The sequence below is a fragment of the Pseudomonas sp. F007 genome (assembly GCF_057814275.1).
In genome coordinates, this window is sequence record NZ_JBVATA010000011.1 from 89,671 (window position 1) to 102,412 (window position 12,742).

Consider the following 12,742-nt stretch of genomic DNA (forward strand, 5'->3'; position numbering starts at 1 on the left):
TCGCTCGGGCACGCCGTGTCCGCTCAGCTAAAGGGTGCGATTTTTCCCACCCTAGGCTAACCTGCCTCGATGTTTTACGAGGTTGACTATGCACATTCATATCCTGGGTATCTGCGGCACTTTCATGGGTTCGATGGCGGTTCTGGCCAAAGAACTGGGCCATCGCGTCACCGGTTCCGACGCCAACGTCTATCCGCCGATGAGCACTCAACTGCAAGCGCAGGGCATTGAGCTGACGCAAGGCTACGACCCGGCCCAGCTCGATCCGGCCCCGGACCTGGTGGTGATCGGCAACGCCATGTCCCGTGGCAACCCCGCTGTCGAATACGTCCTGAACAAGGGCCTGCCCTACGTCTCCGGTCCGCAATGGCTGGCCGACCACGTGCTGCAAGGCCGTTGGGTATTGGCGGTAGCGGGCACCCATGGCAAAACCACTACCAGCAGCATGCTGGCCTGGGTGCTGGAGCACGCCGGCATGAGCCCGGGTTTCCTGATCGGTGGCGTGCCGCAGAATTTCTCGGTGTCGGCCCGATTGGGCGACACGCCGTTCTTCGTCATCGAAGCCGATGAATATGACAGCGCGTTCTTCGACAAGCGTTCGAAGTTTGTGCATTACCGTCCGCGCACCGCGATCCTCAACAATCTTGAGTTCGATCATGCAGACATCTTCCCTGATCTGCCGGCTATCGAGCGACAGTTCCATCACTTGGTGCGCACCATTGCGAGTGAGGGCCTGGTGATCCACCCGACCACCGAACCGGCCCTGCAGCGCGTCATCGAAATGGGTTGCTGGACCCCGGTGCAAACCACCGGCGTCGGCGGCCAGTGGCAGGTCAAGCTGCTCAGCGAAGACGGCTCGCGCTTCGAGGTCATGTTCGAAGGCGTGGCCCAAGGCGTAGTGGAGTGGGACATGACCGGCCAGCACAACGTCGCCAACGCCTTGGCAACCCTGGCGGCTGCGCGGCACGTGGGCGTGGTCCCGAGCATGGGGATCGCCGCGCTGAGCGCATTCAAGAGTGTGAAACGGCGCATGGAAGTGGTGGCCCAGGTCAACGGGATTACCATCTATGACGACTTTGCCCACCACCCAACGGCGATTGCCACCACCCTCGATGGCCTGCGCAAACGCGTCGCAGATGCGCCGCTGATCGCAATCATCGAGCCGCGCTCCAACTCGATGAAGCTCGGCGCGCACCGTGATGGCCTGCCGGAAAGTGTGGTCGATGCCGATCAGGTGATCTGGTACGCGCCGGCCAACCTTGGCTGGGACCTGGCGGCGACCGCTGCCCTGTGCACCGTGCCGTCGATTGTCAGCGATTCGCTGGAAGGCATCATCGAGCGGGTCAAGAGTCAGGCCCAACCTGGCACCCACGTGGTGATCATGAGCAACGGCGGCTTCGGCGGCCTGCACGGCAAACTCGCCGAGGCGCTTAAATGAACAACGGTCCGGATCGCATCACCCTGGCCATGACCGGCGCTTCCGGCGCGCAGTACGGTTTGCGTCTGCTCGATTGCCTGGTGCGGGAGGACCGCGAGGTGCACTTCCTGATCTCCAAGGCCGCGCAACTGGTGATGGCCACCGAGACGGATGTCAGCCTGCCACCCAAGCCACAGATGATGCAGGCCTTCCTCACCGAGTACACCGGTGCGGTGGCCGGGCAGATTCGGGTGTATGGCAAGGAAGACTGGATGTCGCCGGTGGCGTCGGGCTCAGGCTCGCCAGCGGCGATGGTGGTGGTGCCGTGTTCAACAGGGACATTGGCGGCCATTGCGGCAGGGGCGTGCAACAACCTGATCGAGCGCGCTGCCGACGTCACCTTGAAAGAGCGTCGGCAGTTGATCCTGGTACCGCGCGAGGCGCCTTACTCGAGCATTCACCTGGAAAACATGCTCAAGCTGTCGAACATGGGCGTGACCATTTTGCCGGCGTCGCCCGGGTTCTATCATCAGCCGCAGACCATCGATGACCTGGTGGACTTTGTCGTGGCGCGGATTCTCAACCTGCTGAACATCCCACAAGACATGCTGCCACGCTGGGGCGAGCATCATTTGAGCAGCGATGAATAAGCTGCTGATTGCGCTGCTGGCCGTGCAACTGGCCGGCTGCGCCACGGTGCGCACCCTCGACGCGGCCAAGCCGGGCGCGCCGGTGGTGTATTCGGGCACGCGTCTTGATCTGTATGCGATGCAAGGAGGCTGTTGCGCCAAGGACCGCTTCGGCGCCGAAGCGCCGAGCTATCCGGGTGTTGACTTGCCCGCCAGCGCCTTGCTCGACACCCTGCTGTTGCCGTTGTCGGCGCTGACGGTGCTGGGTGTCGGCTTTCAGGCGACGGGCGGTTTGTAGTCAGTCACTTGCCGAGCTTGCGCAGTTCGTCCGACTCGACAATGCGTACCCCATCCTGTTCTTCCAGCGCCAGGCGCCACATGGCGCGGGCCAGTTGGCAGGCCTCGATGCCGCGGTATTTGCCGGGGATCAATCGCGACAGCGGGCCGGCGAATTGCTCGCCGAGCCGAGGTTCCAGGCGCTCGCCCAGCAACAGCGAAGGCCGGCAGATGGTCAGTTGTGGCCAGTCCTGCGCGCGCAATGCCTGTTCCATTTCGCCTTTGACGCGGTTGTAGAACACCGAGGATTTCGGGTCGGCACCAATGGCGCTGATCACGATCAAGTGTCGCGCGCCCATTTCCCGCGCACGCTTGGAGAAGGCCACCACCATGTCCAGGTCCACCGCGCGGAACGCCTGTTCCGAGCCAGCCTGCTTGATGGTCGTGCCCAGGCAGCAGTAGGCGATGTCCACCCGGCCACTGAGTTGCGGCAGGAACTCGGCCGGTGCCCCGACCGGGTTTTCCAGGTGCGGGTGCTCTGCCAGCGGCCGACGCGAAGGCGCCAGCACGCGGCTGATGGTGGGCTCGTTGAGCAGCCGGTCGAGCAGATGTTCACCGGTCAGGCCGGTGGCTCCGGCGAGCAGTATGTGCTGAGGCGTCAAGTACATAGTGTTTCTCCCTTGATACTGTTCAGCTTAGTTGCTCTTTGTTTCCTTGCTGTCCAGCGCGGCACTTTGCAGCGCTTTTCTGGCTTGTTGCTTGCGCAATGCCTGCCAGCGCGCCAGTACGGCTTTGGGCGCCCAGATCTGTGGTTCGGAGGCTTCGAAGTTGTCCGCCAGTTCACGCTCGGCGACCGTGGCCTTGGCCAGCTTGAAGGCCTGTTCGAGGTCATCGGTCTGGTTCAGCGCCTGGGCGAACAGGGCGTCGCCGAAGTAGGTGAAGTCGGCTTCCTCGGAGCAGCCGAACGACACGCGGTCGCCGCGCGAGGCGGTCATGATCAGCGTGCGTTCGTCTTTCAGTGCCGGGATGAAGCCGCCGGAGTAGCAGGCCGAGATGACGATGATCTTGTCGCGATTCTTCAGCGGCGCCAGCACGCTCGCCAGTTCATCGGCGGGCAGGTCGGCGAGTTCCATGCGCGGTTGGTCGAGGACCAACTCGTGCTCGGCCGTGCCGTGGCTGGTCAGGTAGATGAACAGCAGGTCTTCCGGACCGCTGCGCTCGGCCAGGGTCAGGGCGGCGCGTCGCAGATTCTCGCGGGTGGCCATGGGCCGGTCGCCGGAATGATCGCGATGGTTGACCAGGCGAATCTGTCCGTAAGCGCCAAAGCGGCTGGCCAGCATGTTGCTGACGTAATCGGATTCGCGCAGGAATACGCTCTGTTTGCCATCACCGCCGAGGGTCAGGCTGTACAGCTCCACTGCCGGGGTGGACGCGGGCACGTTGGCCAGTGCTTCTTCAAGTAAGCGGCCCTGGGCCAGCAAGCCCAGTTCGAGGGTATCGGGCAGTAGTTTTCCGTCGGCGTCACGTACGCGCTGGCCATTGATCCAGTGGCCGCTTTGCACTGTGCCGTCGGTCAGCACCAGCGTGCCCTGGCCCTGGTAGCTGTCGTTGTCGAACTGGCCGATATAGAAACTGCCGTCCGGCAGGTTGAGGCGACCCTGGCCGCTGAAGCGCCAATCGCTGAAGTGACCGATGTAATGACTGTTGTCGGCGCCGATCAGTTCGCCCTTGCCGCTCAGCGCGCCCTCTTTGAAGGCGCCGATCCAGACGTCACCGTCGGCGTTTTCGTAGCGGCCCTTGCCGTGTAACTGGTTTTGCTTGAAACCGCCGACGTAGCTGTCGCCCTCGGCGCTGTTGAAGCTGCCGACGCCGTCCAGTTGACCGTTGACGAAATGTCCGCTGAATTGATTGCCGCTGGCATCGCTGCGCTGGCCCTCGCCATTGGGCTGGCCGTGGGCGAATTGTCCCTGGTACTGGCTGCCGTCTTCGAGTTCAAGGCGGCCCAGTCCCGAATACTGGTCGGATTTGAACTCGCCACGGTAGGTCATGCCGTGTTCCTTGAGCGTGCCTTCACCGTCGCGGCGCCCCAGTTTGAAGCTGCCGGTGTAATTGCTGTCGCCGGTACTCAGGGTGCCCTGGCCGTGAAACAGGCCTTGCTGGAAGCCGCCGCGATAGAGTTCGCCGTTGCTGCCGTGCCATTCACCCTGACCGTGCCACTGGCCCTTGTCGAACTGCCCGGCGTACCAACTGCCATTGGGGTAGTCGATGCGCCCCTGGCCTTGCAGCAAACCGTCGACCAGTTCACCGCGATACCGCCCGCCATCGGGCAGGCGTGCGTCTGGTGGCAACAGCGATTCGCCGTCGCCACACGCAGTGAGCAACAGGGTCAGGGCAAGGGGTGCAAGTGAGCGCATAACGGGATCCGGGCAATTAGGCGACCGAGTATGCCGCAGCTATATGCCTGATAAATAGAGACGCGGTGCGAAACAGCGAGAACTGCTTCGCATCCGGCAGGGGGTTACACGAATGCCAGCGACAGGGGTTCGGCAATGTAGGCCGGTTTTTCCTCGCCTTCGATTTCCAGGGTGGTGGTGGCCTTGAGCAGCCATTGACCGGGTTTCTTCTCGTTGGCGTCGGTCAGTTCGACTTTGAGCCGGACCTTGGAGCCGACCTTGACCGGCTGGATGAAGCGCACGCTGTCCAGGCCGTAGTTGACCACCATCTTCAAGCCTTCTGGTACCACCAGAATGTCTTCCATCAACTTGGGAATCAGCGACAGTGTCAGAAAACCGTGGGCGATGGTGCTGCCAAACGGGGTCTGCGCCGCTTTCACCGGATCAACGTGGATGAACTGAAAGTCCCCCGTGGCTTCGGCGAAGAGGTTGATGCGCTCCTGGTCGATGGTCAGCCACTCGGAATATCCGAGTTCCTTGCCGACATAATCTTTGATCTGTGCAACGGCAACAAAGGGCATTGAGACTCTCCTTGATTCAACGATTTATAGTTTTTTGAGGGATCGCCAACCACCTTAGATCAACATGGCGTGGTGTGCCGGTCAACCTCCCATACCTTTGGCGAATACCCATGCATAGCGGATGCCATGCTTATAATGGCCGGTCCGCTTGTGGGGAGCGGGTTTTGCTGGAGATCACTCATGTTGCTTCGCGGTCTGACCTGGCTGGTGCTTTTTCAATTGCTGGGCACGGCGCTCAATCACCTGTTTTTGCCGGTACTGCCGGGGCCCATCATCGGTTTGCTGCTTCTGCTGGGCTTCCTGATTGTGCGTGGCGAAGTCGGTGAGCCATTGAGCCTGGCCGCTGGCAGCCTGTTGCGTTACCTGCCGTTGCTGCTGGTGCCGCCCGCCGTTGGGGTGATGGTGTATGCCGCCGATATCGCGGCGGACTTCTGGGCGATCGTCGGTGCGCTGGTGCTGTCGCTGTTGCTGTCGATGGCCTTTGTCGGGGTGTTGATGCAGCGGCTGGTCAAGCGTCAGGCGCGACAGGAGGAGCAGCCATGATGTTCGATTGGCAGGGGGCATTGGCGGCAGTGATCCATCATCCATTGTTCGGCATCGGCATTACCCTGGGCGCCTATCAACTGGTACTGGCGGCCTTCGAGAAGACTCGCTGGATTTTTCTGCAGCCGGTTTTGGTCTCGATGTTGCTGGTGATCGGCGTGTTGCTGGTATGCGGTCTCACCTACGGCGAGTACCGTAAAAGCACGGAAATCCTCAGCATTCTCCTGGGCCCGGCCACCGTGGCGCTGGCGGTTCCGCTTTACCTCAACTTGCGGCGGATTCGTCAGCTGTTCTGGCCGATTTTTACTACGCTGGTGATAGGTGGTGTGGTGGCAACCGGCCTGTGTGTGCTGCTGGGCTGGTGGTTCGGCGCCGAGCACATGATCCTGATGACCATGGCGCCAAAATCGGTGACGTCGCCTATTGCGATGCTGGTGGCCGAGCAGATTGGTGGTGTCGCGGCACTGGCGGCAGTGTTCGTGTTGATTACCGGGGTGCTCGGGGCGATTTTCGGCCCGGCGCTGCTGACGCGCCTCGGCGTACATGGCCCGGAAGCCCGAGGCATGGCCCTGGGCATGACGGCCCATGCGGTGGGCACTTCGGTGGCCCTGCAGGAAAGTGACGAGTGCGGTGCATTTGCCGCGTTGGCGATGAGCCTGATGGGTGTGGCCACGGCCGTGTTGTTGCCGTTGGCGGTATCAATGGTGGTTTAAGGACATGTCTATGAGCCTGGCGCTGTTTCCGCTGAACACCGTGCTGTTTCCCGGGTGCATCCTCGATTTGCAGATTTTCGAGGCGCGTTACCTCGACATGATCAGTCGCTGCATGAAACAGGGCGAAGGCTTTGGTGTGGTGTGCATCCTGGAAGGCGAAGAAGTCGGGGACGCTCCCGAGGGCTATGCCCTGATCGGCTGTGAAGCGCGGATTACCGATTTCCAGCAGCAGGACAATGGTCTGCTGGGGATCCGCGTCGAGGGCGGGCGGCGCTTCAAGGTGTTGCGTACTGAAGTGCAGCGCGATCAACTGCTGGTCGCCGAGGTCGAATGGTTGGAGGACGAACCCGAGCAACCGCTGCAAGAGGAGGATGACGACCTGGTGGCCTTGCTCAAGGCCCTGGCCGAACATCCGATGGTAGTGGCCTTGAACATGGGTACCGAGGCGAACGGCCAGCAGTCCCTGGCCAACCAGTTGGCGTACCTGTTGCCGTTCTCGGAGCTGGACAAGATCGACCTGTTGCAACTCGATGATCCGCAACAACGCCTGGATGCGATTCAGGCTTTGCTCGATGAGCTGCAGGGCGAACTGTTTGCCTGAGTAACAATTGGTAAGGCTTGAGTCAGCTAGCCAGCATTGTGAATCGGTGACGAATTATTTAGTTTCTCGGGGCGTCACACGAAGTGGCCAATGTCATCATCTAAAAGGAATTTAAATCATGACTATTTTCGTATCCGAGCGAGCTGCATGGGAAGCTGCTGCAGTGGGCTACATGCTGAAAAATGCCAGTCTCGGACAGTCGTTCGAGCAAACGGCGATCACCGCAGGACGCTTGGCCGACGCGCTGATTCTGGAAATGCGAAAGCGTCAAAGTGCGTGATGCGGTTCAGTTGAACTGGTGTTGAAAGAACCCCGACCTCTCAGGTCGGGGTTTTTTGTCTGGGTGCCGGAAATCCAGATGCTCAGTAGGCGTAGCGCAGCATGGTTTGCGGCAGGTGCCTCAACACGAAGAGCCCGAGCAGTCCAACCAGTGCCGGCAGGACGATCCACCAGACCTTGGGGGGCAGGGCGGACAGCGAAGTCTGGCGTTGACTGAACCACAGGCTTGCGGCGCAGACACACGCTGCCAGCATCGCCCCCGCCAGTACGTCCGTCGGCCAGTGCGCTCCCAGATACACCCGCGAAACTGAAATGGCCAACGCTGGCAGGCAGCCCAGCAGCAGCCAGGTCAGGCGCATTCTGGGCGGTTGTCCGCGACCCGCCAGGACGGCCAGGGTCAGAAACAGTGCGAAAGAGCCCGAAGCGTGGCCACTGGGCATGCTGAAGGTGGTCAACGGCTCGCTGAGGACTTCAGGGCGGACGCGAGCGAAGAAGTGTTTGGTCAGGGTGTTGGCCAGCGCAGTGCACAGCAGCGTGCTGGCGGCGAATATGGCCTGGCGCCACTGCCGGGTGACCAGCAGTATCCCGACCAGCAAGGCGCTGAACAGCAACATGTTGCGGAATTCACCAATCAGCGTGAAGACCACGGCGACTTCATCGAATGTCGGGTTACGGTGTTCCTGGACCAGGGTCATGACCCCTTGATCGAGGGCACTGAGGTGCGGGTAGCCAATGAACAATCCCGCCAGGATCAGAAAGCTCATGCCTGCGATAAGCATCGCGGCTTTGCGATGACTGCGCAGGCTGCTGTTGGCGCTCAGGCCGACCATGACTGCAACACTGGCTGCGACAATCCCGGCCTGCGGCCAGAAACCCTCGGGCAATGGCAGGCGAATGGCGGCCCCGGTGGCCCAGCCCGGCAGCAGGTAGGCGACCGACCAGCCAGCACCGGCCAGCAGGCTGACGGCAAAGAAACGCAGGAAGGGCATGTCGAACATGCCGGCGACCATCGGCAACATCGGCCGCAGCGGGCCGATAAAGCGTCCGACCAACAGGCTGGCAATGCCGTAGCGCTGGAAATAGGTTTCGGCACTGCCGATCCACTCCGGATGGTGGCGCAGGCCCGGCAGTCGGCGAATGTTCTGATGAAAGTGGCGGCCAAGGAAGTACGACACCACATCGCCGAGGACGCCGCCGAGGAAGCCCAGCAGCAGGGTTTCTCCCAATGACAGCGCGCCGCTGCCAGCCAATACGGCTACCGCGAACAGCAGCACCGTGCCGGGCACGATCAATCCGGCAATCGCCAGGCATTCAATACAGGCGACGATAAAGACCGCGGCGGCCAGCCACTGCGGGTTTGCCGTCAACCAGGCGGTCAGGCTGTCGAGCCATGGGCCCATAGGTACAACTCCATCATTGGTGATTGGCCCACAGGGGCTGGTGGTTACAGCAGGGTGTAGTCGCGTCCTTCGACCTGCCCGCGTCGCAGCGGGTTCCGCGTGCAGTAGGGGGCGTAGTCGCTGTCGACGAAACGGTAGAGCAGGTGTTCGTCACGTCCGTGGGGGATGCCCAGGCGGGTGGTCTGGATGACCTGGGTCGGCGGCCGGCCGAGGTCTTCGACCAGGAGTATGTCGTGGTCGAAGCGTTTCGCGTCCCAGACCGGTACCTTCAAACCCAGCGCCTTGCACAGCAATGTCTGGCCGGCGCACAGGCGTTGCGAGGGGCGTGGACGGCCGTTGGCGTCCGGATTGTTGAGCAGCATCTGCGCCAGGCTCGACGGCCCTGACACTTCGTCGACCCAGGGGTAGCCGGACTTGATCAGCACCGCGTTGCCGGGGCCGTGGGCGCTGAAATTCAACGAGTCGCCGCCGCGGGCGTAGTACATATAGATGTGCCCGCCATCCAGAAACAAAGCCTTACGCTTTTCCGTGTAGCCGAGGGAGGCGTGACTGCCTTTTTCGTCGCAGTAATAGGCTTCGGTTTCGATAATTCGTGCCGAAAGCCATAAATCGCCGACCCGATGGCGAATGACTTTGCCCAATAGTTCACAGGCCAGGAGCTGGGCGTCACGGTTGAAGAAGCTGTCTGGCAGGGCTTTGGGCTGCCGGTGGGCGGTCAGGATGGACATGGCGGCAGTTATGTCAGGGCGAAAGTGACGTAATGATAACAATCGTTGGCTTAATCGAGGCTGAAGACTGTCTATTTGCAGTCCATTTCGACCATCCGCCTGTCACCGCTGTTAGTAGGAGAGCGCGACAGCTATAATCTGCCGCTTTCCTCTTTGCCAAGACCACACCAGACCATGACTGAGTCCGTTCTTGACTACATGACCCGCTTGGGTCGCGCCGCCCGTGACGCTTCCCGCGTGATCGGCCGTGCCAGCACCGGGCAGAAGAACCGCGCCCTGCAGGCCGCCGCCAACGCGCTGGACGCTGCTCGCGCCGAGCTTTCTGCCGCCAACGAGCTGGACCTGGCCGCTGGCCGGGCCAATGGCCTGGAGCCGGCCATGCTCGAACGCCTGGCCCTGACCCCGGCACGCATCGACGGCATGATCGTCGGTTTGCGTCAGGTGGCAGCGTTGCCCGACCCGGTAGGTGCGATCCGCGACATGAGTTTTCGGCCGTCAGGTATCCAGGTCGGCAAGATGCGCGTGCCGCTGGGTGTGGTGGGGATCATCTATGAGTCACGTCCGAACGTGACCATCGACGCCGCGAGCCTGTGCCTGAAGTCGGGCAACGCGACCATCCTGCGCGGTGGCTCCGAGGCGATTCACTCCAACCGAGCGATTGCCGCCTGCATCCAGCGCGGCCTGGCCGAGGCTGGCTTGCCGGCGGCCGTGGTGCAAGTGGTGGAAACCACCGACCGTGCCGCTGTCGGCGCCCTGATCACCATGCCCGAGTACGTCGATGTGATCGTGCCACGCGGTGGCAAGGGCCTGATCGAGCGCGTCAGTCGCGATGCCCGGGTGCCGGTGATCAAGCATCTGGACGGTATCTGCCACGTCTACGTCAGCGCCCACGCTGAACTCGACAAGGCGCGACGCATTGCCTTCAACGCCAAGACCTACCGGTATGGCATCTGCGGCGCCATGGAAACCCTGCTGGTCGATCAGGCCGTGGCCAAGGACTTCCTGCCGGCCATGGCTGCCCAGTTCCGCGAAAAGGGCGTCGAGCTGCGTGGTTGCGAGCGGACCCGCGCGATCATCGATGCCGTGGCCGCGACCGAGGAAGACTGGAGCACCGAATACCTGGCGCCGATCCTCTCGATCCTGGTGGTCGATGGCCTGGACCAGGCAATCGAGCACATCAACCATTATGGCTCGCACCACACCGACTCGATCGTCAGCGAGCACCAGGGCGAAGCGCGGCGTTTTGTCGCCGAAGTCGACTCGGCCTCGGTGATGATCAACACCCCGACCTGCTTTGCCGATGGCTTCGAGTACGGTTTGGGTGCCGAGATCGGCATTTCTACTGATAAGCTGCACGCCCGCGGCCCGGTAGGCCTCGAAGGCCTGACCTGCGAGAAGTACATCGTGGTCGGTGACGGCCAGTTGCGCGGCCAGGAGCCGGTCTGACTTGGGCGACCTCGACCCGACAGCCTCGGTGACTCCCTCGGCACGACGTATTGGCGTGCTTGGCGGGACATTCGATCCGGTGCACATCGGCCATTTGCGCGGCGCGCTGGAAGTGGCCGAGTCGTTGAACCTCGATGAGTTGCGCCTGACGCCCAGCGCCAGGCCGCCGCATCGGGACACGCCGCAGGTGTCGGCACCCGATCGTCTGGCGATGGTCGAGTGCGCGGTAGCAGGGGTTGCACCCCTGGTGGTGGACGACCGCGAACTCAAACGCGACAAGCCGTCCTACACTATCGATACCCTGGAACTGATGCGTGCGGAGTTCGCCGCGGATGACCAGTTGTTTTTACTGTTGGGTTGGGACGCATTTTGCGGCCTGCCCACTTGGCACCGCTGGGAAGAGTTGCTCCAGTATTGCCACATCCTGGTGCTGCAACGCCCGGATGCCGACAGCGAACCGCCAGATGCCTTGCGCAACTTGCTGGCAGCGCGCTCGGTGAGCGACCCGCTGGCCCTCAAAGGGCCGAGCGGACAGATTGCATTCGTCTGGCAGACACCGCTCGCGGTATCCGCCACCCAGATCCGTCAACTGCTGGCCAGCGGTAAGTCGGTACGTTTCCTGGTGCCCGACGCGGTCCTGGCCTACATCGATGCGCACGGTCTGTACCGTGCGTCGAACTGAATAGGAGTGCTCAAGGCACGTGGCAACAACGTGTATTGAAGCGCCCGAACATACGAGCAAAACGAGTTTTATATGACTAACAAAGATGTATCGAAAGTAAAGCGCAAAGGCACCTTCAAGAGCGCGCCGCTGCCGGTAGAAGCACATGCTGGCGAAGTGCTGGCCGGCGAAGCGCTGGTCAAGGTTGCCGTCGCCGCCCTGGAAGACGTCAAGGCCCAGGACATCCAGGTCATCGACGTGCGTGAAAAACAAAGCATCACCGACTTCATGATCATCGCCACCGGTACTTCCAACCGCCAGATCGGCGCGATGCTCGACAAGGTCCGTGAAGCCGTCAAAGCCCAGGGCGTCAAGCCGCTGGGTGAAGAAGGCAAGGGCGACAGCGACTGGGTCCTGCTGGACATGGACGACGTCATCGTGCACATGATGACCGCCTCGGCCCGCCAGTTCTACGACCTGGAGCGCCTGTGGGCCGGTGCCGAGCAGAGCCGTTCGGCCAGCGCCGCGCACCACAGCCCGGAAAATCCGCACGAGCACTTCAACAAGCTCAACAAAGACCAGCTGTAAGGGTTCGCTGTGCGACTGCGTCTGATCGCCGTCGGTTCACGCATGCCCAAGTGGGTGGAAGAAGGCTGGCATGAATATGCCAAGCGTCTTCCGTCCGAGCTGGCGCTGGAACTGGTGGAAATACCGCTCAATACCCGTGGCAAGAATGCTGACGTGGCGCGTTTCATTCGCCAGGAAGGCGAAGCCATGCTGGCCAAGGTTGGTCCCAACGAACGCATCGTCACGCTGGAGGTCCATGGCAAGCCGTGGAGCACTGAGCAACTGGCGGTGGAGCTCGATCGCTGGCGCCTGGACTCGCGTACTGTGAACTTCATGGTCGGCGGCCCCGAGGGGTTGGCGCCGGAAGTCTGTGCGCGGGCTGATCAGCGCTGGTCGCTGTCGCCGCTGACCTTGCCCCATCCGCTGGTGCGAATCCTCATCGGCGAACAGCTGTACCGTGCCTGGACAGTCCTGTCCGGTCACCCTTACCACAAGTAACCCTGCGCTC

The 12,742-nt window shown here is 62.0% G+C and carries 16 protein-coding genes; 11 read left to right on the top strand and 5 right to left on the bottom strand.

All coding sequences use genetic code 11. The features are described from left to right. Positions 1-88: 88 nt before the first annotated feature. The 3 genes from mpl to ACZYR5_RS26060 are packed head-to-tail and all read left to right on the top strand — an operon-like array spanning position 89 to position 2,344. The gene (gene mpl / locus ACZYR5_RS26050; RefSeq protein WP_489092247.1) at positions 89-1,438 is read left to right on the top strand and encodes a UDP-N-acetylmuramate:L-alanyl-gamma-D-glutamyl-meso-diaminopimelate ligase; all 1,350 of its coding nucleotides are present in this window, start codon (positions 89-91) and stop codon (positions 1,436-1,438) included. Next, a complete protein-coding gene (ubiX, locus tag ACZYR5_RS26055; protein ID WP_027617742.1) occupies positions 1,435-2,067 on the top strand; it encodes a flavin prenyltransferase UbiX in 633 nt (210 codons plus the stop codon). The genes mpl and ubiX overlap by 4 nt, the downstream gene beginning before the upstream one ends. Next, positions 2,060-2,344 (top strand): YceK/YidQ family lipoprotein, encoded by a 285-nt coding sequence (locus ACZYR5_RS26060; RefSeq protein WP_489092248.1) that lies wholly within the window; start codon positions 2,060-2,062, stop codon positions 2,342-2,344. Before ubiX ends, ACZYR5_RS26060 begins: the two co-directional genes overlap by 8 nt. A 4-nt stretch (positions 2,345-2,348) precedes the next feature. Here the strand turns inward: ACZYR5_RS26060 and ACZYR5_RS26065 are convergent, their stop codons facing one another. The 3 genes from ACZYR5_RS26065 to ACZYR5_RS26075 form a co-directional block, all read right to left on the bottom strand. After that, positions 2,349-2,990, bottom strand: a complete 642-nt coding sequence (locus tag ACZYR5_RS26065; protein WP_489092249.1) for an oxidoreductase — start codon at positions 2,988-2,990, stop codon at positions 2,349-2,351. A gap of 27 nt (positions 2,991-3,017) precedes the next feature. Continuing rightward, positions 3,018-4,736 carry a C13 family peptidase gene (locus ACZYR5_RS26070; protein WP_489092250.1) on the bottom strand — a complete coding sequence of 573 codons (1,719 nt, stop codon included), beginning with the start codon at positions 4,734-4,736 and terminating at the stop codon, positions 3,018-3,020. Positions 4,737-4,840: 104 nt separating this feature from the next. Then, entirely contained in the window at positions 4,841-5,296 is a 456-nt protein-coding gene (locus ACZYR5_RS26075) for a MaoC family dehydratase (protein WP_489092251.1), read from the bottom strand. A 180-nt stretch (positions 5,297-5,476) separates the two neighbouring features. On the opposite strand from ACZYR5_RS26075, the gene ACZYR5_RS26080 reads away from it, so the two are divergent. The 4 genes from ACZYR5_RS26080 (at position 5,477) to ACZYR5_RS26095 (ending at position 7,433) form a co-directional block, all read left to right on the top strand. Continuing rightward, positions 5,477-5,839 (top strand): CidA/LrgA family protein, encoded by a 363-nt coding sequence (locus tag ACZYR5_RS26080; RefSeq protein WP_489092252.1) that lies wholly within the window; start codon positions 5,477-5,479, stop codon positions 5,837-5,839. Beyond that, a complete protein-coding gene (locus ACZYR5_RS26085) occupies positions 5,836-6,552 on the top strand; it encodes an LrgB family protein (protein ID WP_489092253.1) in 717 nt (238 codons plus the stop codon). The genes ACZYR5_RS26080 and ACZYR5_RS26085 overlap by 4 nt, the downstream gene beginning before the upstream one ends. A gap of 10 nt (positions 6,553-6,562) precedes the next feature. Next, positions 6,563-7,153: an LON peptidase substrate-binding domain-containing protein gene (locus ACZYR5_RS26090; protein WP_489092254.1), complete on the top strand. Its 591-nt coding sequence runs from the start codon at positions 6,563-6,565 to the stop codon at positions 7,151-7,153. Positions 7,154-7,271: 118 nt separating this feature from the next. After that, on the top strand, positions 7,272-7,433 hold the full coding sequence (locus ACZYR5_RS26095) for a hypothetical protein (RefSeq protein WP_489092255.1): 162 nt from the start codon (positions 7,272-7,274) through the stop codon (positions 7,431-7,433). An 82-nt stretch (positions 7,434-7,515) separates the two neighbouring features. Here the strand turns inward: ACZYR5_RS26095 and ACZYR5_RS26100 are convergent, their stop codons facing one another. Both ACZYR5_RS26100 and ACZYR5_RS26105 read right to left on the bottom strand, forming a co-directional pair. Next, positions 7,516-8,832 carry a bifunctional DedA family/phosphatase PAP2 family protein gene (locus ACZYR5_RS26100; protein WP_489092256.1) on the bottom strand — a complete coding sequence of 439 codons (1,317 nt, stop codon included), beginning with the start codon at positions 8,830-8,832 and terminating at the stop codon, positions 7,516-7,518. A 44-nt stretch (positions 8,833-8,876) separates the two neighbouring features. Continuing rightward, positions 8,877-9,560, bottom strand: coding sequence for a DNA-3-methyladenine glycosylase (locus tag ACZYR5_RS26105; RefSeq protein WP_489092257.1), 684 nt, complete (start codon positions 9,558-9,560; stop codon positions 8,877-8,879). A gap of 174 nt (positions 9,561-9,734) precedes the next feature. Between ACZYR5_RS26105 and ACZYR5_RS26110 the strand changes: the two genes are divergently transcribed. The 4 genes from ACZYR5_RS26110 to rlmH all read left to right on the top strand — a co-directional run bounded on the left by ACZYR5_RS26110 (position 9,735) and on the right by rlmH (position 12,732). Continuing rightward, positions 9,735-11,006 carry a glutamate-5-semialdehyde dehydrogenase gene (locus tag ACZYR5_RS26110; RefSeq protein WP_489092258.1) on the top strand — a complete coding sequence of 424 codons (1,272 nt, stop codon included), beginning with the start codon at positions 9,735-9,737 and terminating at the stop codon, positions 11,004-11,006. Between the two features lies 1 nt (position 11,007). Then, positions 11,008-11,688 carry a nicotinate-nucleotide adenylyltransferase gene (nadD, locus tag ACZYR5_RS26115; RefSeq protein ID WP_489092259.1) on the top strand — a complete coding sequence of 227 codons (681 nt, stop codon included), beginning with the start codon at positions 11,008-11,010 and terminating at the stop codon, positions 11,686-11,688. A 72-nt stretch (positions 11,689-11,760) separates the two neighbouring features. Further along, a complete protein-coding gene (gene rsfS / locus ACZYR5_RS26120) occupies positions 11,761-12,255 on the top strand; it encodes a ribosome silencing factor (protein ID WP_489092260.1) in 495 nt (164 codons plus the stop codon). 9 nt (positions 12,256-12,264) lie between these two features. Beyond that, positions 12,265-12,732 (top strand): 23S rRNA (pseudouridine(1915)-N(3))-methyltransferase RlmH, encoded by a 468-nt coding sequence (gene rlmH / locus ACZYR5_RS26125; protein ID WP_003185785.1) that lies wholly within the window; start codon positions 12,265-12,267, stop codon positions 12,730-12,732. Positions 12,733-12,742: the final 10 nt, after the last annotated feature.

Excerpts from the sequence above, each read along its gene's own strand:
- mpl (WP_489092247.1), top strand. The coding sequence starts at position 89 with ATGCACATTCATATCCTGGGTATCTGCGGCACTTTCATGGGTTCGATG.
- ubiX (WP_027617742.1), top strand. The coding sequence starts at position 1,435 with ATGAACAACGGTCCGGATCGCATCACCCTGGCCATGACCGGCGCTTCC.
- ACZYR5_RS26060 (WP_489092248.1), top strand. The coding sequence starts at position 2,060 with ATGAATAAGCTGCTGATTGCGCTGCTGGCCGTGCAACTGGCCGGCTGC.
- ACZYR5_RS26065 (WP_489092249.1), bottom strand. The coding sequence starts at position 2,990 with ATGTACTTGACGCCTCAGCACATACTGCTCGCCGGAGCCACCGGCCTG.
- ACZYR5_RS26070 (WP_489092250.1), bottom strand. The coding sequence starts at position 4,736 with ATGCGCTCACTTGCACCCCTTGCCCTGACCCTGTTGCTCACTGCGTGT.
- ACZYR5_RS26075 (WP_489092251.1), bottom strand. The coding sequence starts at position 5,296 with ATGCCCTTTGTTGCCGTTGCACAGATCAAAGATTATGTCGGCAAGGAA.
- ACZYR5_RS26080 (WP_489092252.1), top strand. The coding sequence starts at position 5,477 with ATGTTGCTTCGCGGTCTGACCTGGCTGGTGCTTTTTCAATTGCTGGGC.
- ACZYR5_RS26085 (WP_489092253.1), top strand. The coding sequence starts at position 5,836 with ATGATGTTCGATTGGCAGGGGGCATTGGCGGCAGTGATCCATCATCCA.
- ACZYR5_RS26090 (WP_489092254.1), top strand. The coding sequence starts at position 6,563 with ATGAGCCTGGCGCTGTTTCCGCTGAACACCGTGCTGTTTCCCGGGTGC.
- ACZYR5_RS26095 (WP_489092255.1), top strand. The coding sequence starts at position 7,272 with ATGACTATTTTCGTATCCGAGCGAGCTGCATGGGAAGCTGCTGCAGTG.
- ACZYR5_RS26100 (WP_489092256.1), bottom strand. The coding sequence starts at position 8,832 with ATGGGCCCATGGCTCGACAGCCTGACCGCCTGGTTGACGGCAAACCCG.
- ACZYR5_RS26105 (WP_489092257.1), bottom strand. The coding sequence starts at position 9,560 with ATGTCCATCCTGACCGCCCACCGGCAGCCCAAAGCCCTGCCAGACAGC.
- ACZYR5_RS26110 (WP_489092258.1), top strand. The coding sequence starts at position 9,735 with ATGACTGAGTCCGTTCTTGACTACATGACCCGCTTGGGTCGCGCCGCC.
- rsfS (WP_489092260.1), top strand. The coding sequence starts at position 11,761 with ATGACTAACAAAGATGTATCGAAAGTAAAGCGCAAAGGCACCTTCAAG.